This is a genomic window from Staphylococcus sp. T93, assembly GCF_016743875.1.
Classification (GTDB): Bacteria; Bacillota; Bacilli; order Staphylococcales; family Staphylococcaceae; genus Staphylococcus; species Staphylococcus aureus.
The window spans coordinates 1,764,626-1,786,954 of the sequence record NZ_CP068247.1 but is presented as its reverse complement, the minus strand read 5'-3'; the positions used below and the strand labels follow the sequence as shown (position 1 = coordinate 1,786,954).

General features: G+C 33.5%; 21 protein-coding genes and 1 riboswitch. Of the genes, 15 read left to right on the top strand and 6 right to left on the bottom strand.

Features of this window, described 5'->3' with window-relative positions; translation table 11 throughout:
• The first annotated feature begins 124 nt into the window (after nucleotides 1-124).
• The 5 genes from JG553_RS08900 to JG553_RS08880 are packed head-to-tail and all read left to right on the top strand — an operon-like array spanning nucleotide 125 to nucleotide 3,842.
• A complete protein-coding gene (locus tag JG553_RS08900; RefSeq protein ID WP_000524835.1) occupies nucleotides 125-1,024 on the top strand; it encodes an ABC transporter ATP-binding protein in 900 nt (299 codons plus the stop codon).
• Complete coding sequence (locus JG553_RS08895; protein ID WP_000548707.1) at nucleotides 1,017-2,249, top strand: ABC transporter permease; 1,233 nt, start codon at nucleotides 1,017-1,019, stop codon at nucleotides 2,247-2,249. Before JG553_RS08900 ends, JG553_RS08895 begins: the two co-directional genes overlap by 8 nt.
• The gene (locus tag JG553_RS08890) at nucleotides 2,233-2,418 is read left to right on the top strand and encodes a hypothetical protein (RefSeq protein WP_001789152.1); all 186 of its coding nucleotides are present in this window, start codon (nucleotides 2,233-2,235) and stop codon (nucleotides 2,416-2,418) included. Before JG553_RS08895 ends, JG553_RS08890 begins: the two co-directional genes overlap by 17 nt.
• A 48-nt stretch (nucleotides 2,419-2,466) precedes the next feature.
• The gene (locus JG553_RS08885; RefSeq protein WP_000966695.1) at nucleotides 2,467-2,793 is read left to right on the top strand and encodes a YnfA family protein; all 327 of its coding nucleotides are present in this window, start codon (nucleotides 2,467-2,469) and stop codon (nucleotides 2,791-2,793) included.
• Between the two features lie 29 nt (nucleotides 2,794-2,822).
• The gene (locus JG553_RS08880) at nucleotides 2,823-3,842 is read left to right on the top strand and encodes an aldose epimerase family protein (protein WP_000634685.1); all 1,020 of its coding nucleotides are present in this window, start codon (nucleotides 2,823-2,825) and stop codon (nucleotides 3,840-3,842) included.
• Between the two features lie 235 nt (nucleotides 3,843-4,077).
• Here JG553_RS08880 and JG553_RS08875 read toward each other — a convergent pair whose 3' ends face one another.
• A complete protein-coding gene (locus JG553_RS08875) occupies nucleotides 4,078-4,731 on the bottom strand; it encodes an MOSC domain-containing protein (RefSeq protein ID WP_000623454.1) in 654 nt (217 codons plus the stop codon).
• A 173-nt stretch (nucleotides 4,732-4,904) separates the two neighbouring features.
• Here JG553_RS08875 and JG553_RS08870 point away from each other — a divergent pair, with 173 nt between their 5' ends.
• Nucleotides 4,905-5,591, top strand: a complete 687-nt coding sequence (locus JG553_RS08870) for a ribose 5-phosphate isomerase A (protein ID WP_000655864.1) — start codon at nucleotides 4,905-4,907, stop codon at nucleotides 5,589-5,591.
• 65 nt (nucleotides 5,592-5,656) lie between these two features.
• On the opposite strand, the gene lyrA is transcribed toward JG553_RS08870, so the two are convergent.
• Nucleotides 5,657-6,916, bottom strand: coding sequence for a lysostaphin resistance protein LyrA (lyrA, locus tag JG553_RS08865; RefSeq protein ID WP_202106761.1), 1,260 nt, complete (start codon nucleotides 6,914-6,916; stop codon nucleotides 5,657-5,659).
• A 289-nt stretch (nucleotides 6,917-7,205) separates the two neighbouring features.
• On the opposite strand from lyrA, the gene hutG reads away from it, so the two are divergent.
• Nucleotides 7,206-8,141, top strand: coding sequence for a formimidoylglutamase (gene hutG, locus JG553_RS08860; protein ID WP_000277968.1), 936 nt, complete (start codon nucleotides 7,206-7,208; stop codon nucleotides 8,139-8,141).
• Nucleotides 8,142-8,396: 255 nt separating this feature from the next.
• On the opposite strand, the gene fosB is transcribed toward hutG, so the two are convergent.
• Both fosB and JG553_RS08850 read right to left on the bottom strand, forming a co-directional pair.
• The gene (fosB, locus tag JG553_RS08855; RefSeq protein ID WP_000920239.1) at nucleotides 8,397-8,816 is read right to left on the bottom strand and encodes a FosB/FosD family fosfomycin resistance bacillithiol transferase; all 420 of its coding nucleotides are present in this window, start codon (nucleotides 8,814-8,816) and stop codon (nucleotides 8,397-8,399) included.
• Between the two features lie 421 nt (nucleotides 8,817-9,237).
• Complete coding sequence (locus JG553_RS08850) at nucleotides 9,238-10,122, bottom strand: LysR family transcriptional regulator (RefSeq protein WP_000691839.1); 885 nt, start codon at nucleotides 10,120-10,122, stop codon at nucleotides 9,238-9,240.
• Nucleotides 10,123-10,281: 159 nt separating this feature from the next.
• Here JG553_RS08850 and hutU point away from each other — a divergent pair, with 159 nt between their 5' ends.
• The 7 genes from hutU to JG553_RS08815 all read left to right on the top strand — a co-directional run bounded on the left by hutU (nucleotide 10,282) and on the right by JG553_RS08815 (nucleotide 18,838).
• Entirely contained in the window at nucleotides 10,282-11,943 is a 1,662-nt protein-coding gene (hutU, locus tag JG553_RS08845; protein ID WP_001226823.1) for a urocanate hydratase, read from the top strand.
• Complete coding sequence (hutI, locus tag JG553_RS08840; protein WP_000998763.1) at nucleotides 11,943-13,181, top strand: imidazolonepropionase; 1,239 nt, start codon at nucleotides 11,943-11,945, stop codon at nucleotides 13,179-13,181. Before hutU ends, hutI begins: the two co-directional genes overlap by 1 nt.
• Nucleotides 13,182-13,457: 276 nt before the next feature.
• Nucleotides 13,458-14,579: a M20 peptidase aminoacylase family protein gene (locus JG553_RS08835; RefSeq protein WP_000523153.1), complete on the top strand. Its 1,122-nt coding sequence runs from the start codon at nucleotides 13,458-13,460 to the stop codon at nucleotides 14,577-14,579.
• A 110-nt stretch (nucleotides 14,580-14,689) separates the two neighbouring features.
• A complete protein-coding gene (locus JG553_RS08830) occupies nucleotides 14,690-15,571 on the top strand; it encodes an SDR family oxidoreductase (protein WP_000730043.1) in 882 nt (293 codons plus the stop codon).
• A 486-nt stretch (nucleotides 15,572-16,057) separates the two neighbouring features.
• Nucleotides 16,058-16,627 (top strand): hypothetical protein, encoded by a 570-nt coding sequence (locus tag JG553_RS08825; RefSeq protein ID WP_001185193.1) that lies wholly within the window; start codon nucleotides 16,058-16,060, stop codon nucleotides 16,625-16,627.
• Between the two features lie 52 nt (nucleotides 16,628-16,679).
• Nucleotides 16,680-16,775, top strand: a riboswitch (SAM riboswitch).
• Between the two features lie 76 nt (nucleotides 16,776-16,851).
• Nucleotides 16,852-18,165 carry a Na+/H+ antiporter NhaC family protein gene (locus JG553_RS08820; protein ID WP_000451837.1) on the top strand — a complete coding sequence of 438 codons (1,314 nt, stop codon included), beginning with the start codon at nucleotides 16,852-16,854 and terminating at the stop codon, nucleotides 18,163-18,165.
• 166 nt (nucleotides 18,166-18,331) lie between these two features.
• Nucleotides 18,332-18,838: an SRPBCC family protein gene (locus JG553_RS08815; protein ID WP_001051556.1), complete on the top strand. Its 507-nt coding sequence runs from the start codon at nucleotides 18,332-18,334 to the stop codon at nucleotides 18,836-18,838.
• Between the two features lie 57 nt (nucleotides 18,839-18,895).
• On the opposite strand, the gene JG553_RS08810 is transcribed toward JG553_RS08815, so the two are convergent.
• Complete coding sequence (locus JG553_RS08810; protein ID WP_000477992.1) at nucleotides 18,896-19,660, bottom strand: MurR/RpiR family transcriptional regulator; 765 nt, start codon at nucleotides 19,658-19,660, stop codon at nucleotides 18,896-18,898.
• Nucleotides 19,661-19,989: 329 nt separating this feature from the next.
• Between JG553_RS08810 and JG553_RS08805 the strand changes: the two genes are divergently transcribed.
• Nucleotides 19,990-21,594 carry an alpha-glucoside-specific PTS transporter subunit IIBC gene (locus JG553_RS08805; RefSeq protein ID WP_000991502.1) on the top strand — a complete coding sequence of 535 codons (1,605 nt, stop codon included), beginning with the start codon at nucleotides 19,990-19,992 and terminating at the stop codon, nucleotides 21,592-21,594.
• A 65-nt stretch (nucleotides 21,595-21,659) separates the two neighbouring features.
• On the opposite strand, the gene JG553_RS08800 is transcribed toward JG553_RS08805, so the two are convergent.
• A complete protein-coding gene (locus tag JG553_RS08800) occupies nucleotides 21,660-22,190 on the bottom strand; it encodes a hypothetical protein (RefSeq protein ID WP_000904065.1) in 531 nt (176 codons plus the stop codon).
• Between the last annotated feature and the right edge of the window lie 139 nt (nucleotides 22,191-22,329).

Sequence of the window (22,329 nt, the reverse complement as noted above, 5' to 3'; positions counted from 1 at the left end):
ATGGCACTATTTAAATTTTTCAATTTCAGAAATTTTAAAAATAAATTCATTTTAAAAATATTGCATTTATAGAGAATGGAAATGTTATATTAAGATAAATACATATTTTTTTAGGAGGCAAAGTATGGGACTTGTAATTGAACATGTTACGAAACGTTTTGGCAAGATGACGGCAGTAAATGATATTTCATTAAAGTTAGAATCAGGTAAAATGTTAGGTTTTCTAGGAAGAAATGGTGCAGGTAAAACAACGACATTTCGTATGATTTTAGGCTTAAGTGAACTAACTGAAGGACACATTACGTATAACGGTAAAAAACTAGATAAAACAATGTACAATCGTATTGGTTATTTACCGGAAGAACGCGGTTTACATGGGAAATTGACAGTTGAAGAAGAATTGAAATATTTGGCAACTTTAAAGGGAATGTCAAAAACAGAAATACAACAGCAAATATCGTATTGGCTTGAGCGTTTTGATATTACTGAAAACCGCAAAAAACGAATTGATAGTCTATCAAAAGGGAATCAACAAAAAATTCAGCTGTTAGCAAGTATGTTACATAAACCAGAATTACTAATATTAGATGAGCCTTTCAGTGGTCTAGACCCAGTTAATGTTGAGTTATTAAAAGAAGCAGTTAAAGACTTAAATGATTGGGGCAGTACAATCGTTTATAGTTCTCACCGTATGGAGCATGTTGAAGAATTATGTGATGATGTTTGTATTTTAGATAAAGGTCAACTTGTTGTTTCTGGTGATATCAATCATGTACGTGCATCTAATGGTAACAAGAAAGTTGTCATTGAATCAGAAACAACACTACCAGATTTAACAAACATTAGAGGCATCATTCATAGTGAAAACATGAAGCAAGGTCTTCAGTTGACGATTGAGAATGAAGACGTAGCCAAAGATATTTATCAAGTTGTGGCACATCAAGGTTATGTTAAACGATTCCAAGTTGTAGAACCATCATTACAAGATATATTCATTGAGAAGGTTGGTGGCAAGGATGCATAAGTTTTGGGCGACATTTACTTTGACATATATCAAAAAAATTAAAGCTAAATCATTTGTAATTTTTATGATTATTATTGCTGCCTTAATGATTGGCCTATCTAACATTGATAAGATTATTAACATGTTTGATGATGGTCCAGATAAAATTGGTGTAGCAGCACCGAATGAACAAATCTATAAGGTTTTCAAGCAACAGGCGAATACATTTCATAGTGATGCTAAGTTTACTAAAGTTTCTATAGAAGATGCTGAAAAAGAAGTAAAAAAACATAAACTTGATAAAGCTTATATTATCAAGGTGAATCAAAATCGCACGTTACAAGGGACAATCATTAGTGAGAAGCGAGTAAGTCATGAAGATTCACAAAAAGTACAAGCACTGCTTACAGCTATTCAAACAAATATGGTAGCCGGGGAATTAAATATCAACAAAGAAGACTTACAAAAATTACAAGCACAAAGTAAAGTTGATAATAAGGTGATTTCTAATGATGAAGTCGATAAAGTATCAGAAGGACAAAAGATTTTCAACTATGCTTTAGCTTATGGCATTATCTTTCTAATGTTCTTCATTGTTTTAAATTATGCATCTCAAATAGCTATGGAAATTGCTAGTGAGAAAACATCGCGTGTCATTGAAATGATTATTACAAGTATTTCACCAATCCAACATATTTTTGCTAAAATTTTAGGCGTTATAGCAGTTGCCGTGACTCAGATTATTTTAATTGTATTGATGGCAGTTATATGCATTTTTGCCTTTGACTTAAAAGACTTGCTACAAGGTTTTAACGTGGAAATGAATCAATTGTCTTGGCAAATTATTATTGTCGGAATTATAAGTAGTATTGTTGGAATTACGGCGTATGTATTACTTGCAGCCATCCTCGGATCATTAACATCTAGAATAGAAGATTTAAATCAATCTTTGATGCCACTGACATTACTTGGTATGATTGCATTTTATATCGCGATATTCACGATAAATAATCCTGATGGACAACTTGCTTTAATCACAAGTTATATTCCGTTTTTAGCGCCATTTCAATTAGTTGTACGCGCTCAAACTTCAGGGCTTCAAATATATGAGGTCATCTTAAGTTCTTTAATCTCAATTGTAATGGTAGCTGTCTTGATATGGATTGCAATTAAAACATATAAAGATTCAGTACTTACATTTGAACGTGGCTTATTTAATTCAATGAAACGTGTATTTAAAAAATAAAATTGATGAGAGTGACACACATTTATCATATAAAATGATGATGAAAGCGTGTTACTCTTATTTTTTTATATTTAGCTATAGAATAATGTCTAAAAAAGTGTACAATATGAATGTGAAAACGAACTTTTTAAAATGGGAATGTGAAGTAAGAAGAAATGTAAACAAATGATATGTAGCCGATAGATTATTGATAGCAAATGTGTGATGGAGTGATTTCATGTTATATCCGATTTTTATATTTATATTAGCTGGCTTATGTGAAATAGGTGGGGGATACCTGATTTGGCTGTGGCTTAGGGAAGGACAGTCTTCACTTGTTGGGCTAATAGGCGGTGCGATACTCATGTTATATGGTGTCATTGCGACATTTCAATCATTTCCATCATTCGGAAGAGTATATGCAGCATATGGTGGCGTATTTATCATCATGAGTTTGATTTTTGCGATGGTCGTAGATAAACAAATGCCAGATAAATATGATGTTATCGGTGCAATCATTTGTATTGTAGGTGTTTTAGTAATGTTGCTACCCAGCAGAGCTTGAACACTTGTGGTTAGAAGGGAGAAGTAAAAATGATAGTTGAAGTTGAGCACCAAAGACAAGGTGTAGATTTAATCAAAATTGATAATGATGAAACTAAAATTATTTTTACGAATTATGGAGCAAGAGTAGTGTCTTGGAAATATCATGATAATAATATTGTTCTTGGAAATGTTGTTGAAGCGGATGAATTTTATCATAGTAATCCTTTTAAATTTGGTGCTTCTATAGGAAGATATAGCGGTAGAATTGATAATGCTAAATTTAAGTTGAAAGGTAAAGAATATCAGTTAGAAAAAAACAACGGTGAACATCATTTACATGGTGGATGTCATGGTTTGGACAATAAGTTATTTGATTATGAAATTAGAAATGAAATTGCTCAAATTAAAGTTATATTTAAGACGGTGTTGAAATCAGCTGATGATCATTTCCCGGGTGATATCGATGTGACGATTACACATATTTATGATGCGGATCACCAATGGTCGATTGAATACGAAGCAGTTGCATCAGAAGACACATTGTTTAGTCCTACGAATCATGTGTACTTCAATTTGAATCGAGATAATAATGTCGTTGATAATCATCGCATTTCAAGTAATCAATTAGATATGTATGTATTAGATGAGCGAAATATTGTTACAGGTGATATTCTAGATTTACATGAAGTGTTTGAAGATAACAAGATAAAATTGAGTGATATTTTTACATCACAACATGCGCAATTAAGCCAACAAATGACACGTTTTGGTGGTCTCGATCACCCATTTACAGTTGGTGAACATAAAATGTATGTTGAAAATCATGAATTTATGTTAGAGGTCGATACAGATATGCCTCATGTTGTGTTCTTTACTTTTAACCAGCCTGATGAGTGGGATAGTCCATTTAATATTTATAAACCACATTCTGGCTTTACATTAGAAACACAATTTTTACCAAATGATATTAATTTATATGGTGAAAAAGCACCGTCAATTTTAAAAGCTGGTGAAGTGTTCAATTCGAAAACAAGTTTCCGTATCGAAGAAAAAGTAGAAAATGATTAAAAGTATCGGCATTTATATAATATTTATGTTATTTGGCGGAATTTTGAATAGGTTATCAAGAATCGTATCAAATGAAGTGACATCATTAATATACAGTTTGAAATAAAGAAAATATATAACATAAAAAAGGAATCAATAGCATCAGTGGTTATAGATAAGACTATTATACAAACGATGTGTAAGTTGATTCCTTTTTGTTTTGAAAAGTTCATTTAACACTTATAATGAAAGGTAATTATTTCAATGTTCTGTTATACATTTTTTGAAGTTTATCGCGTCTTGTTGGTGACAGAAATGGATTGTTTAGTGCATATCGTAACATATCTTGATTTTGTCTATCATTATAATAAAGGTCATTAAGCTGTTGTACAGATAAACGATGTTCGATTGGTGCTTCTTGTATTAAGTAAAGCTGATCATTTGGAGATACATAGCCTTGTTTTAATACCCGGAAATAGAAACCTGTTTTACCAGATGTAGACATGCGCTTCACTAAATCAGGAATATTATATTTTGCTTGAATTTTCCAGTATGGTTCTCTAATTTCAGAAACCTCAATTAACGCTTCACCTAAACGATATTGATTACCAAAGTAAACATCAGATTCGTCTAAATAATCAAATGTTAAATTCTCTCCAAACATCGCATGAGTAGGTAGTGTAGGTAAATCATCTTGATACAGTGCATAATTATGCTTACTAAACCCACAAACTGCTTTATGTGGTCCACCATGATCTTTATAAGCCTGTTCATCACCAGTGAAACCAGTTGAAGATAACCATGTTGTTTGTGAAATCTTAGTTTTATCTAAAGCAGAGCGCATCGGTCTTTTCGAGCTATAAGGCAAATCTTGGATTTTTCCTGTCGAAATTGCGTGAATTGATATCATATCATTCTCCTTAACGAGTATTATTTAAAATATATTGTACTATAAAACATTTTTAGAATTGTAAATTCTGATTGATATGTTTAAAAAAATGTTAGAAATAAGGGTATGTTAATTTATACGAGTCATGTAAAATATGAATTGAATAGATTACATAAATATGGGAGGCTACCTTCATGAAAGATGTCAAAGCACTCAAGTTAATGACATTAAATGATGTTTTAAGTCAAATCAATGGTGACATGACGCTGGGAATTGGTACAGGAAGTACAATGGAATTACTCTTACCTCAAATGGCGCAACTAATTAAAGAACGTGGTTACAATATTACAGGTGTATGCACTTCTAATAAAATTGCATTTTTAGCAAAAGAATTAGGTATTAAAATATGTGAAATCAATGATGTTGATCATATCGACTTAGCAATTGATGGTGCTGATGAAGTAGATCCATCTTTAAATATAATTAAAGGTGGCGGTGGTGCGCTGTTCAGAGAGAAAGTTATAGATGAAATGGCATCGCGTTTTGTTGTGGTTGTCGATGAAACGAAAATAGTTCAATACTTAGGTGAGACGTTTAAGTTACCAGTAGAGGTGGATAAATTTAACTGGTATCACATATTACGTAAAATTGAATCATACGCTGATATAAAAGTAGAACGTCGTGTAAACGAAGATGTCGCATTTATAACTGATAATGGCAATTATATTTTAGATTGTAAGTTACCAAAAGGAATTGACCCATATAAGTTCCATGAGTATTTAATTCATCTGACAGGTGTGTTTGAGACAGGATACTTCTTAGATATGGCAGATCAAGTTATTGTAGGCACTCAAGAGGGTGTTAAAATTTTAGAAAAATAATATATAGTATAGAAAAGCGCTTGCTAGCATCATCTTTTTAAGAGGTACTAGCAAGCGCTTTGTTATTATTTGTTTTTATCTGAAGATTGTTCTTCAGTTTTTTCGATATGTTTTTCTGCATCAATTACAACTGATGAACGTCTGTCTTCTTTATAAGTCGCAGGTTCTTTTAATGATTGCTCTATTTCATCTTCATTTGAATCGTTTGTTAAATCGTCACTTTGTGGTGCTTGTTTAACTGATTCTGCTGATTCTACTGACTCCGAAGTGATGTCATGATCTTCATCATGATTAGATTCAGTTTGATTACCTATGTGATGTTGAGGTTCTGTTTTTTCAGTACCTTCATGAATGCTTGGTTCGTCAGCCACTGTATTTTCAGTATCATTTTTAGCAACACCAACCGTTGATGCAGTAGCTACACCTGTTTTTTCAGCATCTTTAATATTTGAAGAAGATTTTTCAGCCTCAGTATGATTAGTTTCTTCATCGTCATTGACATGGTCTAAATAATTATTAGGCTCAAGTTCTTCAAGGTTTCGTCTTGTTGTTAAATATGCAATACCTCGGATAATTAAGCTTAAACCAATGTATCCTACTGCAACGATTGCTGTTGAAATGGCGATGACTTTGATTGAAAATAGATCGCCGATTTCTTCGCTAAACAAGAAAATAAGTCCGAATGTCATTGAAGCATGGAATGTCGTTGCAATATAAATTGTACGTCCTTTAGTCGCTCTAATTAATTCACCAAGAATCATAGAGAATGAGAATGTATAAAGGAAGTTATAAGCAGCAAATTCTGTACCATAAGTTGTATTTTCTGAGAAAACTGAATACATCAAACCAACAACAATACTTGCAAAGAACGTGTTCATTTTCGTTTCAACAATATTTTGTAAGTATGAACGGAATCCGAATTCTACTACGAACGCCATCAGAATATGTCCAATCAGAATGTGTGTAATAGGTACTGATAAGCCTGTTGATTGTAATAAAATAAAGCTATCTGCAAATGTATTAAAGCTGTACATACCAATAATTAGAATAATTAAAGGTAAAATTAAAGCTAGCAATAGACGTTCAATTACTTTCAGGCTGATTGAGAATTTTAAACCTGCAAGTTGGACCTTTTTATATTTGAAAACGAGTATACAAATGATTGCAGCAATTAATGGTGCTAGATCTGTAACTTCAAATATAAAGTGTTTGACACCAATTATAGACTGGAAATCTCTGAGCATAATGGATAACGCCATTGTAATGACAAAGAAGACGAAAATCGTCATTGCCCATTGAAAACCAGAAATTTTATTGTTCTTCATTATATGTAACCTCCATTAGGTAACAAGCAAAATATCTTTTAGTAACAATTATACATATTACAAGCCGAGAGATAAATTGTCTATGTCAATATTAATGAAAATGTAATAGTCTTGACGTATTTTATTAACATAAATCAGCTAAGTATTCGTTATTACATAGAAAATAGGGGTAAAAGTAATGTAGATAAGTATTTTTAAGATACGGATTTAACTATGAATTGAATTCAAAATTTCCTATACGTTATACTTTAATTGTTAATAAGCCACATAAATAAGAGGGGGAAATGCTGTGTACAAGCAAGGTGAACCAAATTTATGGACTGGAAGGTTAGATAGTGAAACAGACCCGAAAAAATTTAGACATTTTCAAACAGTAACATTTGAAGATTTGTCTAAGCTGGAAAAGAGTAGTATGCCATCAGGGGTCGGTATATTAGGCTATGCTGTTGACAAAGGTGTTGCTTTAAACAAGGGGCGCATTGGTGCAAAAGAAGGACCAGATGCGATTAAACAAGCATTTGCAGGTTTGCCGGATTTGAATCAATGTGAAACTTTAGTCGATTACGGAAATGTTTATCATGATCATGAGGAATTAATTGATACTCAAAAAGAATTTGCTATGCTTGCAGCGAAGTCAATTGCTAATCATAGACAAACATTTTTATTAGGTGGTGGACATGATATTGCGTATGCTCAATATTTAGCAACACGTAAAGTCTATCCAACACAATCTATTGGTGTGATAAATATTGATGCGCATTTTGATACACGTGCTGAACAACAATCTACATCTGGAACGAGCTTTAGACAAATTTTAGAAGAAGATGAAAACACAGATTATTTAGTGCTTGGTATTGCTCAAGGTGGTAATACGCAAAGTTTATTTGATTATGCTAAAGAGAAAAAGATTGATTATGTCTTTGCAGATGAATTATTGAGTCACGTATCACCAACAATTAAAGATATGATTGAACGTTTTGTACATGAACATGATGTCATTATGTTTACGATTTGTATGGATGTCATTGATAGTGCGTTTGCGCCTGGGGTAAGTGCGCCGGCAGTGTTAGGTTTGTATCCACATACTGTTCTTGAATTAGCAAAACGTATTATTCCAAGTGATAAGGTGTCTTCAGTTAGTATTGCTGAGATGAATCCAACATATGACGCTGACAATAGAACTGCTAAGCTCGTTGCTAATTTAGTGCATCATTTTTTAAAATAATTAAAAATATTTATATGTGACGAGATTTGCATTGCAGGGCAGAATGTGAGTATTTCTTAATAGAAGTTATATTAACGTTGATATATTTGAAAAATAATTGCAGTAAGAAGACTCTTAAGTTGTAGTCATCTTACTGCTTATTTATGTTTGTTGAAATAGCAAAAATAACAACTGTATTGTTTGAAAAGTTCTCTTATTATATAATAATTAATTAAAATTTTAACGGAGTTCAAGAGGCCTTTTTATAATGACACCTTATTTGTAAAATGTCATATGTGGTTTAGCCTCTTTATAATAATTTAATCTGTTCTCAAGTGTGCCAGTATGTAATTCTAGCTTATGACCATCAGGGTCGGTAAAGTAAATTGATTGTCTATCTCTAATATCTCTAACTCTTCCTTCTAAAATATTCACGTTATTATCTTTTAACCTCTGATGCCAATATTTAAATTCGCTGTCATCTATAGTGAAAGCTATATGTGTATATGAAAAGTGAATTTCATTACGTGGTATATCTTTTTCTTCATTTAAAGCAATCCATAGGCCTGCAAGCTCAAAATAAGCAGTTTTTTTACCAGTCAATAGCAATTTCCCAAGTAAAATATCTCTATAAAAATGTATTGAATCGTTTAAATTTCTGACTGAAAAGCATATATGATTAATAGATTTTAACATCTGCTTCACTTCTTTCTTAGAATTTTTATAATAAATTATTTTTGTATCGATTTTTGAAATGACGTCATTAATTTTTATACGATGATCTGCGCAACTGCATAAGAGGCTCTAATAACTTAAGTTAAAGGCAAAAGGTATACAGTTGACTACGCAACTACATAAGAGGCACTAATAACTTAAGTTAAAGGCAAAAGGTATACAGTTGACTGAGCAACTGCATAAGAGGCTCTAATAACTTAAGTTAAAGGAAAAAGGTATACAGTTGACTGAGCAACTGCATAAGAGGCTCTAATAACTTAAGTTAAAGGCAAAAGGTATACAGTTGACTGAGCAACTGCATAAGAGGCTCTAATAACTTAAGTTAAAGGCAAAAGGTATACAGTTGACTGAGCAACTGCATAAGAGGCTCTAATAACTTAAGTTAAAGAGCCTCTAAAAGTCCATATAAATAATCTTGGCATTGTTGTACGAATGTATGTACTTGTTCGGAGTGTTTGCGTTTTTTATGGTAATTGATATAAATTTTTCGGCCTAAGTTTGGACGAATTTTTTTATATTCTAAATTAGACGTGTGAAATGATTGGTAATAAAATCTCGGAATGATAGCGTAACCTAAGCCGAGATGAACAAATCCAACTGCTGATTCGAATCGATCTGTTTCTACAACGACATTTGGACGAATATTTCTTCTATTAAAATAGTCATCTAAGTGTTTGCGCACTTGAGAATTTTTGTTTGGTAATATGAGTGGCAAATTTTCAACATCTACCCAATTTTGATTTTTAAATGTTTCCTTGGGTGCTAATAAAATGTAAGATTCCTCATATAAAGGAATGGATCTTATATCTTCGTGGGTTATTTTTTCATTTGTTATAGCTAAATGAATATTAAAATTCAGTAATTGCTCTATAGATTGATGTTTATCATGTATTTCATATAAACGATATTGCTGTTCAGGGTAGTCGGAATGGTGCTTTCGAATTAAATTCGCAATCCATTGATTCGTAGATTCAAGAGTCCCAATTTTTATCCTTGGTTCTGATGTAACGCTTAAATCATACATTTTTTCCATCGTGGATCGATATTGTTGAACTAATTCGCTCGCATAACGATAAAACTGTATTCCTTTTTCGGTAATCTTGATGTCTTTTGTTGAACGTGTAAATAAGTCATAACCTAAATCTGCTTCCATTTTTTTAATCGTAGCAGTTAAAGATGGCTGGCTAATATGTAAAAATTGTGCAGCTTTAGTAAAACTATTATATTTCACGATAGCCAAGAAGTATTCTAACTGAATAATTTTCATGTGTTTTGCTCCTTTTATTTATAGATTCAAGCTATGGATAATTAGTTTATTTATATTTGTTGGCTATATTTTAACATACTATAATGAATATTGAAGATAATAATGTAAGCGTTTTAAATTTAGTGGAATTAACTTCTTAAAAGAACAGGAGCGAATTTTATGAGAAAAATTCAAGCAAAAAAAGGTTTGAGTATTGAGTGTAAAGGTTGGGAACAAGAAGCAGTACTTAGAATGTTATACAACAATTTAGACCCAGAAGTTGCTGAAAGACCAGAAGATTTAGTTGTTTATGGTGGTATTGGAAAAGCAGCACGTAATTGGGAAGCTTTTGAAGCAATAGAGAAAACGTTACGAGAATTAGAATCAGATGAGACAATGTTAGTACAATCAGGAAAGCCAGTTGCTGTATTTAAAACACATGAAGAAGCGCCACGTGTATTAATTTCAAATTCAGTATTAGTGCCTGAATGGGCAAACTGGGATCATTTTAATGAATTAGATAAAAAAGGTTTAATCATGTATGGACAGATGACAGCCGGTAGTTGGATATATATTGGTTCTCAAGGTATTGTGCAAGGTACTTATGAGACATTTGCCGAGCTAGGTAATCAACACTTTAATGGAGATTTAGCAGGCACTGTTACACTGACAGCAGGTTTAGGTGGTATGGGTGGTGCGCAACCGTTAGCAATTACTATGAATCATGGGGTAGCAATTTGCGTGGATGTTGATGAAACACGTGTTGATAAGCGAATTGATACGAAATACTGTGATGTTAAAACAGCTGATTTAGATGAAGCATTAAAATTAGCAGAAGAGGCGAAAGAACGTGGAGAAGGATTATCAATCGGGTTAGTTGGAAATGCTGTAGACATCCATCAAGCGATTCTAGAAAAAGGATTTAAAATTGACATTATTACTGACCAAACAAGTGCACATGATCCGCTAAATGGATATGTGCCACAAGGATACTCTGTAGAAGAAGCGAAAGTATTGCGTGAAAAAGATCCGAAAAAATATGTTGAACTGTCACAAGCTTCAATGGCAAAGCATGTTGAATTAATGCTTGAATTCCAAAAACGTGGCGCTGTAGCATTTGATTATGGTAACAATATTCGTCAAGTAGCCTTCAATAACGGAGTGAAAAATGCTTTTGACTTCCCAGGCTTTGTACCAGCTTACATTAGACCATTATTCTGTGAAGGTAAAGGGCCATTCCGCTTTGCTGCGTTGAGTGGTGATCCAAAAGATATCGAGCGTGCGGATGAAGAAATGCGCAAACTTTTCCCAGAAAATGAAAAGTTATTAAGATGGCTTGATTTAGCTGAAGAAAAAATTTCATATCAAGGACTACCATCACGTATTGCTTGGTTAGGCTATGGAGAAAGAGCGAAAATGGGCTTAGCTTTAAATCGTCTTGTACGTGACGGTGAAATTTCAGCACCAATTGTTATTGGACGAGACCATTTAGATGCTGGTTCAGTTGCTAGTCCTAACCGTGAAACAGAAAGTATGAAAGATGGTAGTGACGCGGTTGGTGATTGGGCTGTATTGAATGCACTCATTAACACAGCTGCAGGTGGTTCATGGATTTCATTCCATCACGGTGGCGGTGTTGGCATGGGATATTCACTTCATGCGGGTATGGTTGTTGTAGCAGATGGATCAGAGCGTGCTGAAAGAAGATTGGAACGTGTATTGACGACTGACCCAGGTATGGGTGTTGCCCGACATGTTGATGCTGGCTATGACATCGCTATTCAAACAGCTAAAGAAAAAGGTATTCATATTCCAATGATTGATAAAGCAGGTGATAAGTAATGAATGATTTAATAATTAATCATATAGCAGAATTAATTTTACCGAGATCAACAGATAAACCTTTGAAGGGTAAGGAATTAGATGAATTAAATGTTGTGAAAAATGGTACAGTTGTCATTAAAGATGGCAAAATTGTATATGCTGGAACACATACAGATGACTACGATGCGATTGAGACGATTGATGCTAGTGGGAAGGTAGTGTCCCCAGCATTAGTAGATGCACATACCCATTTAACATTTGGTGGATCTCGAGAACATGAGATGTCATTAAAACGTCAAGGTAAGTCTTACCTTGAAATATTAGAAATGGGTGGTGGCATATTATCTACCGTTAATGCTACTAGAGAAACATCCGAAGATGACTTGTTTAAAAAAGCAGAGCATGATTTGCTTACTATGATTAAACACGGCGTGCTTGCAGTTGAAAGTAAGAGTGGTTATGGATTAGATAGAGAAAATGAACTGAAGCAATTGAAAGTGTCTAATCGTTTAGCTGAGAAATATGATTTAGACATGAAACATACTTTCCTAGGGCCTCATGCTGTACCTAAAGAGGCAAGTTCAAATGAGGCATTTTTAGAAGAAATGATTGCGTTACTTCCGGAAGTAAAACAATATGCAGACTTTGCGGATATTTTCTGTGAAACAGGTGTATTTACAATAGAACAATCGCAACATTATATGCAAAAAGCCAAAGAAGCAGGTTTTAAAGTGAAAATACATGCGGATGAAATTGATCCGTTAGGCGGACTGGAATTAGCAATTGATGAACAAGCAATATCAGCAGACCACTTAGTAGCTTCTAGTGATAAAGGAAAAGAAAAGTTGCGAAATAGTGATACTGTAGCTGTCCTCTTACCTGCAACGACGTTCTATTTAGGTAAAGAAGATTATGCAGATGCAAGAGGCATGCTTGACAATAACGGTGCGATTGCATTAGCAACTGATTATAACCCTGGTAGTAGTGTCACAAACAACTTACAACTTGTTATGGCGATTGCAGCCTTGAAATTAAAGCTATCACCTAATGAAGTTTGGAATGCTGTTACGGTCAATGCTGCTAAAGCAATAGACATTAACGCGGGTACAATTAACACAGGTGATAAGGCTAATTTAGTAATTTGGGATGCACCAAATCATGAATATATTCCATATCATTTTGGTATCAATCACGCAGAAAAAGTTATTAAAGACGGTAAGGTCATCGTAGATAACACAGTATCTTTTAAAGCATAAAATAATTAGAAAGCTCTAAGCATTGGTTTAAACTAATGTTTAGAGCTTTTTGTGGTTTGTAAAAACAAGTATATTCGAGAACACGTTTTTGTATAGAGTCTCAATTATAAAAGTTAGAATAGTTTGACAACAGTGTTACGATATTATTAAACAACTGTCTATCATTAACGAAAGCAATTAACAAGAGTACATTGTTGTGAAATCATCGTTTAATAGTCAAAGATGATCATCGTAGGGTAGACAACATATCATTGACTTAAGGAAGGGGAATGACCGATGGGATTAAAAGATCAAGCTGTTACCTGGAGAAGGTATTTTCATCAATTTCCAGAACTATCCGATAAAGAATTTAAGACTACACAAAAAATTAAAGATATTTTAACAGAACATCATATTAGAATATTAGACTTACCACTTGCGACTGGGCTTGTTGCTGAAGTGGGACAAGGTCTGAGTTGTATAGCTGTTCGGGCTGACATTGATGCTTTACCGATTCAAGAGCTTGTTGAACAGGATTTTAAATCTGAAAATGAAGGTGTTATGCATGCGTGTGGTCATGATATTCACATGGCTAGTATTTTGGCTACAGCTGTAAAATTAAAAGAAATTGAGGGCACTCTTACTGGGCGTGTTAAATTCATTTTTCAATCAGCAGAAGAACTAGGACATGGCGCTTTTAAAATTATTGAAACACATGCATTAAAAGATGTACAAGCAGTATTGGGTTTTCATAATGACCCATCGCGTTCGGTAGGTACATTTGCAATCAAAACAGGGGCAATTACATCAGCAGTAGATCGTTTTGAGTTTCATATTAAAGGCGTGGGTGGTCATGCTGCAAAGCCAGAACAATGCAACGATCCAGTTATTGTGTTGGCGCAATTGATTAATAGTATTCAATCCATAGTTAGTAGAAATCTATCTGCGTTTGATGAAGCGGTAGTAACAATTGGACAAATATCATGTGGTAATACTTGGAATGTCATTGCTGATCATGCGTATGTACAAGGCACAGTGCGTAGTTTTGATCCTGTGGTACGAAAGCTTGTAGAAACACGATTACAAGATATTGCGGACGGATTGGCTCAAGCATATAATATGAAAATTAATTTAAATTATACGCATTTACCTGGCGCTGTGATGAATGATGAGGCATTGACGCATAAAGCAATTGCAGTAGCCCAACATGTTGGATATAAGGTGGGAATGATGGAACAGCCGCTTACGATTGGAGAAGATTTTTCAGGTTATAGTCAACATTTTCCAAGTGTATTTGCGTTAATTGGTTCTCATAGTGAATATGATTTACATCATCCTCAATATAAACCGGATGAAAGGATTCTGGAAAAAGTACCTGAGTATTTTGTTGAATTTGTAAAGAGACTATTGCATGAATAATTCGAGCTTGTTTTTATAAAGAAGAAAGTAATTTTTAGTGTAATCATGATTAAGTTCCTAGGAAGATTGGGTAAATAATAACCATTAAGCGAATAAGGAGATGTAAAAAAATGGCAGCTCAAGATCCTAGAACAAAATTTAAAACAACGGATTATGAAAAACAAGAACAAGAGGTACCGGGTTTACAATCTGAAATGACGCCAGCACCCGATTGTGGCGAAACGTCTTACCAAGGTCATCAACGCTTACAAGGCTATAAAATATTAGTCACAGGTGGTGACTCAGCAATAGGGCGTGCAGCAGCAATTGCGTATGCTAAAGAAGGTGCAGATGTAGCGATTAACTATCTTCCGAGTGAAGAACAAGATGCACAAGAAGTACGCCAAGTGATTGAAGAAAGTGGTCAAAAGGCAGTGTTAATTCCTGGTGATATAAGAGATGAACAGTTCAACTATGACCTTGTTGAACAAGCATATCAACAATTAGGTGGCTTAGATAATGTTACTTTAGTTGCTGGACATCAACAGTATCATGATGATATTCATGGATTTACAACTGAGGCATTTACAGAAACATTTGAAACGAATGTCTATCCGCTATTTTGGACAGTTCAAAAAGCATTGGAATATTTAAAACCGGGTGCGTCAATTACAACGACATCATCTGTACAAGGTTATAATCCTAGTCCTATTCTTCATGATTATGCCGCTTCAAAAGCAGCAATTATTTCATTAACTAAAAGTTTTTCAGAAGAATTAGGACCAAAAGGAATTAGAGTGAACTGTGTAGCGCCTGGTCCATTCTGGTCACCATTACAAATTTCTGGTGGACAACCTCAAAGTAAAATCCCAACATTTGGTCAAAAAACACCTTTAGGTCGTGCAGGTCAACCTGTTGAGTTATGTGGAACTTATGTGCTATTAGCGTCAGAAGAATCAAGTTATACAACCGGACAAGTGTTCGGTGTTAGCGGTGGAGTGCAAATAGATTAGGTTTGTATGAAGCTTTTAATTGAACAACATAATATTAATTTAGTTACTTCAATCCATTAAATTAAAATGAATTGGTGAAGTGTATTTTAAATAGTCGGTAAAGGTGTGTATCTTTATCGGCTTATTTTAATACTCTGTCATAAGGAGCGTTTGCTCAGGGTGTGGATTATAAGTTTTAAGCAGAATAAACTTTCTTAATGAGGATGTCAGGACAACAACGAAAAAGTTAAAAACTGTTGCGGGATTGGGTTTAGGGACGGTTAGTGGAAGAAAGTTAAATTCATTAACAAGTGAAATGCCTAAGGCTAGATATTAAACGTCAGAACGGACAAAGAATAATAGGATATGTTTTCAATTAAATAGCGAAGTATTTATATGTTAAGATGATGTAAATTACATAGAAACGCTACCCGTAGAAGTACTGATCATAGAAACGCTGATAAACGTAAATTTGCAAACTCGATATTAAACAAAGGGGTTGTTATTATGGCATTAATAGTATCTAGAGCTATATTATTTTTGATTTTAGCATTAGCTTTTGGAATAGCGACTGTTTTTCCTGAACAAAAATTACCATTATATATAGTATTCACATTATTTGTAGCAGTTGCGATCGTTTCGAATGTATGGTTTACACATCAAAACGTTAAAAAGCATATCATTAAGTTTAACAAATACGTCGCATACTTTTTATCCTTTGTCTCAGGGTTACTTTACATTGGATTTGTAATTTATACATTAACTATAGGGAGCTATGATGTTTTACCAATTATTATATTTGCAATAAGTATCGTATTGGTTCAAATATTAGAAAATATACTGGGAATCAGTATAAAAAATACGCGTCTATCAAACAAACAGTTGAAAGTCATCTCCAAGCAACGTGTTCAGCAATTTAAAGTCATATCATTAATATTAGTAAGTGTGTCTATCGTGTTCATTTTTATTGCATTAATGCTTAAATGGTGGCTTTTACTTGTTATTAGCATTATTGTTTTGATTATTATTACAGTAGCAATGATTGTTTATGAAAAATATTATACGACTCCTGATTAATTTATGATTGACGTACTAAGGATTATCTTGTAACGTAAACGTAAATAAGCATCACTTATCTAGAGAGGTGGAGGGACTGGCCCTATGAAGCCTCGGCAACATCTCGAATGTGCCAATTCCAGTAACCGTAATGGTTTGAAGATAAGCAGGTAAAGCACATGAAAACCTCTTTCTTCATCGTTTGTGAGAAAGAGGTATTTTTAATTGGAAAGCAGGTAAAAAGGATGGAAGTACATAAAAAGAGCAATGCTTGGGCATTATTCCCCTTGTTATTATTTGTGGCGTTGTTTTTAGGCGTAGGTATTATCACAGGTGATTTTACTTCAATGCCATTAAATGTTGCAATTACGATAACGGTAATTGTGGCGTTATTAATGAATCGAAAAGAATCATTTGCTAAAAAAGTTGAGGTCTTCACGAAAGGTGCAGGCCATTCAAACATTGTTTTAATGATGTTGATTTTTATTTTAGCAGGTGCATTTTCAAATACAGCTGAAAAAATGGGTGGCGTAAAGTCGACAGTTAATTTAGGACTATCATTAATCCCAGAAAATTTAATTATTGTAGGATTGTTTGTGATTTGTATGTTTGTTTCTATATCTATGGGGACGTCTGTAGGAACTGTTGCTGCAATAGCACCTGTTGGTTACGGATTTGCACAAGCGACAGATGTACCAACTGCGCTAGCAATGGCTACAGTTGTTGGAGGTGCAATGTTCGGCGATAATCTATCAATGATTTCAGATACAACAATTGCTGCGGTTAGAACACAACATACGAAAATGAAAGATAAATTCAGAGTAAACTTTAAAATTGTATTGCCAGGTGCTATTTTAACGATTATTATTCTGTATTTCTTAACGAATGGCATTTCTTTAAATCATGCTAAAAACTATGATTATAATCTAATTAAAGTTGTACCGTATATCTTAGTATTGGTATTAGCATTATTAGGTGTAAATGTCATTATCGTATTGATTGGCGGAACATTATTAGCCGGAATCATTGGTCTCATAGATGGTTCATTCGGTTGGATGGGGCTACTAGATGCAGTGTCCAAAGGTATTATAAGCATGGAAGATATTGCTATGATTGCGTTGCTAATTGGTGGTTTAGTCGGTATTATTCAACACAATGGTGGTATTGAATGGTTGTTGCAATTTGTTCGCTCTAAAGTGAAATCAAAGCGTGGCGCAGAATTAGGAATTGCTAGTTTGGTAAGTGTCGCAGATATTGCCACGGCAAACAACACCATCTCTATTATTATGTCAGGTCCTTTAGCTAAAAATATTGCAGATGAATATGATGTAGATTCAAGGAAATCAGCAAGTATTCTTGATATATTTGGAGGCTGCTTCCAAGGTTTATTACCATATAGCCCGCAAGTCATTTCAGCGGCTGGTGTAGCTGGTATTTCACCGTTAATGTTATTCCCATACAGCATTTATCCTATATTATTAGGTGTATGCGGACTTATTGCGATTTTATTTAATTTTCCAAAGCTAAAAAAGAACACTAGTCAAGAAATGAAACATTAATGCTTAACAATATATCGATGTAGCCAAGTAAGGTGGCTTGTTATATTAACAGATCATGTTGTACTCACCGTATAACGCTAATCTTTTAAAAATGATGATCATCTATGTTTGGAACTGAGCAAAAATACGTTAAAATAAAAGTAAGAGCGAAAGTGGGTGGACAACAGTGGCAAAATTTAATGTAGAGAATGAACATGTCGAAGTTGAAATTGAAAAGCTTTATAAATTTTCTCCAGAGTTAGTATACGAAGCTTGGACAAAGAAAGATTTGTTGAAACAATGGTTTATGACATCAGCCAGAACGAATAAAGAGATTGAAGCGGACGTTAAAGAAGGCGGTAAATATCGTATTGTAGATCAACAACGTAATGGCAAAGTAAATGTGATTGAAGGCATTTATGAATCTTTAGTTATGGATGAATACGTTAAGATGACTATCGGTATGCCTGGACTAAGTGAAACGCAAGATGTCATTGAGGTAGAATTTTTTGAACGTGAAACAGGTGGCACCCAAATGCTATTTTATTATCGTTCATTAGTTGAAAAAGAAAGACGATTTACTAATTTAGAATACAAGCAAAAGAAAAAAGAATATCATGATGCCATGGTGCATGGTTTCGAATTGATGTTTGATAAGATGTACCACGTTATCGAAACATCAACACAACAATAAAATGATAAAAGGAAGTTATGATAGGCTCAAGGCCATTAAATCATAACTTCCTTTTTTCTAATTTGAAATATCATTATGTAGTAAATACTCATTATATTTTCTTACAAGTGTTTCAAAGAATATATGATAACTGATGAAGCTAGAATAGTCTGTACCATCAGTTAAGTAGAATGTGTTACTGGATACATAGACGTTGTAATTTGCTTTTTGAGCAAGGGTATTATCTTTCATTGTAGTAACAGAAATAAAGTATTTTTGTCTAAGTTGAAGCAAGTTTGTTACTTCTAATAATTCATGTGTTTCACCTGATAATGAAATAATAAAGAATAAATCATTAGGTTCACTCTTGTTCAAAATCATTTTAAGTTCATGTTCATCATGAAGTACAATGACATGATTATGTAACGTTAACAATATACGCTGTGCCTCTGAAGCAACGTTTAACTGTGCACGCCCTGTACCATACAAATATATTGTTGAAGCTGTATGCATTTTTTTAGTAAGAAGCTGGTAATCAACGCGTTCTAAATAACTGAATGTACTATCGATTTCTTGTTTGAAACTATCGATAGAGTTAGAAGGTAATTGGTGTGTCTTATTACTTTCAAATTTAAGGTACGATTTAAAATCACTATAACCGTCAAAACCTAATTTGCGTGTAAATCTGTGAATGGTTGCATTCGAGGCATGTGTGAATTGCGCTAAATCTTGTATTTTCATATTTTTACATTCATCTATATGTGTATTGATAAAGTGAGCGATATGTAAATCATTATCATTAAGTTTATCAAAGTTTCGATTAATGTGTTCATCTAAAAACATATTCAACCTCCTTGAAAATAAATGTGTAATAGATCGTTATTACATTAAAATCTTGTATGTCATTATATATATTTGTGTATTGATATAGGTTTGATTATGCGTTTAAAACGAATGTATTACAAATACAACGATGTCATATATAAGGTCGTGAAAAAATTTTCACTATATGAAAAGATAATCTGATTATACAAAATACTTTCAAAATACGTCAATGTCGTTGTAGGTGTGTAAGCGTTTACTATATATTATATTTAAATAGTAAGACATCTATTTATAAATGAATCTAATTAGATGTATTGTTAGGAAAGATGATATGGAGGGAATAGAAGATGAATGCGATAAAGCGTTTCGGTAGTGCAATGATTGTACCGGTATTAATGTTCGCTTTCTTTGGGATAGTGCTTGGCTTTGCGACATTATTTAAAAATCCTACAATCATGGGGAGTTTAGCAGATCAACATACGTTTTGGTTTAAATTTTGGTCAGTAATAGAATCTGGTGGCTGGGTTATTTTTACGCATATGGAAGTTGTATTTGTTGTAGGTCTACCACTTTCTTTAGCTAAAAAAGCACCAGGTCATGCAGCACTTGCAGCATTGATGGGTTACTTAATGTTTAATACATTTATAAATGCCATTTTAACACAATGGCCACATACGTTTGGCGCTAATTTAGAAAAAGGCGTTGAAAATGTACCTGGTTTAAAATCAATTGCAGGTATTGCCACATTGGATACGAATATTCTAGGTGGTATTATTATTTCAGCTATTATTACTTGGATTCACAATAGATACTATAGTAAACGATTACCAGAAATGGTTGGTGTATTCCAAGGTTTAACATTTGTAGTTACGATTTCATTTTTTGTGATGTTACCATTAGCAGCAATTACTTGTGTTATTTGGCCAACTGTTCAGCACGGTATTGGTTCAATGCAACACTTTATCATTGCTTCAGGCTATATCGGTGTATGGTTGTATCACTTCTTAGAACGTGTATTAATACCAACAGGATTACATCACTTTATTTATGCACCAATTGAAGTTGGACCAGTAGTAGTCAATCACGGCTTGAAAGCTGAATGGTTACAACATTTAAATGAGTTTGCTAAGAGTACTAAGCCATTAAAAGAGCAATTCCCTTATGGCTTTATGCTTCAAGGAAATGGGAAAGTATTTGGATGTTTAGGTATTGCTTTAGCAATGTATGCTACGACACCTAAAGAAAATCGTAAAAAGGTGGCGGCACTACTTATTCCTGCCACATTAACAGCAGTCGTTGTAGGTATTACTGAGCCATTAGAGTTTACATTCTTATTCATCGCACCATACTTATTTGTTTTACACGCAGTTTTAGCAGCATCAATGGATACTTTAATGTACGCATTTGGTGTTGTAGGTAACATGGGTGGTGGCTTGTTAGACTTTATTTCAACAAACTGGTTGCCATTAGGTAAAGAACATTGGGGTACTTATGTTGCACAAGTTATTATCGGTCTGATATTTGTAGCGATTTACTTCTTCTTATTCAGATTCTTAATTTTGAAATTTGATATTCCATTACCTGGACGTAAGAAAACAGAAGAGGAAGTTAAATTATTTTCTAAGCAAGATTACAAAAATAAAAAAGGTGATAGCGTAGATTCTAAACGTGCTTCATCTGGTAATGAATACGAAGACAAAGCTGCATATTACCTCGACGGTTTAGGCGGCAAAGAAAATATCAAAGATGTTACTAACTGTACAACAAGATTACGCTTAACTGTTTATGATGAAAGTAAAGTTGCAGATACGGAATATTTCACGCATCAACAAATGGCACACGGATTAGTAAAGAGTGGTAAGAGTATCCAAGTTGTAGTAGGTATGACAGTACCACAAGTTCGTGAAGCATTTGAACAAATGGTTGAGGATCAATCGTCCGAAGATAAATAATACAAAAAAAGACACATCACTATACGCAATCATTGTAAATGATCATCGTATAGATGTGTCTTTTATTATGATATACGAGCTTTGCTCATAGATGACGATCTATAATTGGCAGATAGAATGTCGATATTTCTAGTTGCAATCGTATGTAACAATTTAGCAAATATTTCTGGCGTACATATAATATGTGCATGAGACTTATTCAACGTATAAGTGATATCAGTGTGATTTTGGAACATATTCATAATATCGATGACTTTGTCTTTAATGAAAGCATCTTGCAAGCCATCAATATTGATATCGAAACGCTTTGCAGATTGATATAAATTATCAGAATCAAGTAATTCATTTATTTTCTTTGGTGAAAGTACTTGGAAAATACTATACTGATGAAAACTTAAAAATGAAATGAAGTATGGAAGTTGTTGCTTTGGTAAGCTAATTTCTAATACATACTGATTAAACTGTTTGTTTATTGAGAATTGCAACGCATCACAAAATTGTACACTTTTGCATAACTTACTTAATTTTTTTCTAGTAGTACGGTCATTTAAACCGGCGATGTTGATGATGTATGTTTCGAATTTATCAATTAACATGTGAGGACCTCCCGAGGAATACATGGCATTAAATACACGTTTAATATTTATAAAGGTGACTTAATTTTGTTCAAGTTGATTTTACCACGCTTTTTTCTTTATTCACTAAGACTTTTGAATGAAGTTTAAAATAATTGTT

Bases quoted from the DNA above. Each gene is read 5' to 3' on its own strand.
- JG553_RS08850 (WP_000691839.1), bottom strand. From the start codon at position 10,122: ATGAAAATTATTCAGTTAGAATACTTCTTGGCTATCGTGAAATATAAT.
- JG553_RS08830 (WP_000730043.1), top strand. From the start codon at position 14,690: ATGGCAGCTCAAGATCCTAGAACAAAATTTAAAACAACGGATTATGAA.
- hutI (WP_000998763.1), top strand. From the start codon at position 11,943: ATGAATGATTTAATAATTAATCATATAGCAGAATTAATTTTACCGAGA.
- JG553_RS08800 (WP_000904065.1), bottom strand. From the start codon at position 22,190: ATGTTAATTGATAAATTCGAAACATACATCATCAACATCGCCGGTTTA.
- JG553_RS08895 (WP_000548707.1), top strand. From the start codon at position 1,017: ATGCATAAGTTTTGGGCGACATTTACTTTGACATATATCAAAAAAATT.
- fosB (WP_000920239.1), bottom strand. From the start codon at position 8,816: ATGTTAAAATCTATTAATCATATATGCTTTTCAGTCAGAAATTTAAAC.
- lyrA (WP_202106761.1), bottom strand. From the start codon at position 6,916: ATGAAGAACAATAAAATTTCTGGTTTTCAATGGGCAATGACGATTTTC.
- JG553_RS08820 (WP_000451837.1), top strand. From the start codon at position 16,852: ATGGAAGTACATAAAAAGAGCAATGCTTGGGCATTATTCCCCTTGTTA.
- JG553_RS08875 (WP_000623454.1), bottom strand. From the start codon at position 4,731: ATGATATCAATTCACGCAATTTCGACAGGAAAAATCCAAGATTTGCCT.
- JG553_RS08880 (WP_000634685.1), top strand. From the start codon at position 2,823: ATGATAGTTGAAGTTGAGCACCAAAGACAAGGTGTAGATTTAATCAAA.
- JG553_RS08885 (WP_000966695.1), top strand. From the start codon at position 2,467: ATGTTATATCCGATTTTTATATTTATATTAGCTGGCTTATGTGAAATA.
- JG553_RS08825 (WP_001185193.1), top strand. From the start codon at position 16,058: ATGGCATTAATAGTATCTAGAGCTATATTATTTTTGATTTTAGCATTA.
- JG553_RS08835 (WP_000523153.1), top strand. From the start codon at position 13,458: ATGGGATTAAAAGATCAAGCTGTTACCTGGAGAAGGTATTTTCATCAA.
- JG553_RS08805 (WP_000991502.1), top strand. From the start codon at position 19,990: ATGAATGCGATAAAGCGTTTCGGTAGTGCAATGATTGTACCGGTATTA.
- JG553_RS08900 (WP_000524835.1), top strand. From the start codon at position 125: ATGGGACTTGTAATTGAACATGTTACGAAACGTTTTGGCAAGATGACG.
- hutU (WP_001226823.1), top strand. From the start codon at position 10,282: ATGAGAAAAATTCAAGCAAAAAAAGGTTTGAGTATTGAGTGTAAAGGT.
- JG553_RS08870 (WP_000655864.1), top strand. From the start codon at position 4,905: ATGAAAGATGTCAAAGCACTCAAGTTAATGACATTAAATGATGTTTTA.
- JG553_RS08810 (WP_000477992.1), bottom strand. From the start codon at position 19,660: ATGTTTTTAGATGAACACATTAATCGAAACTTTGATAAACTTAATGAT.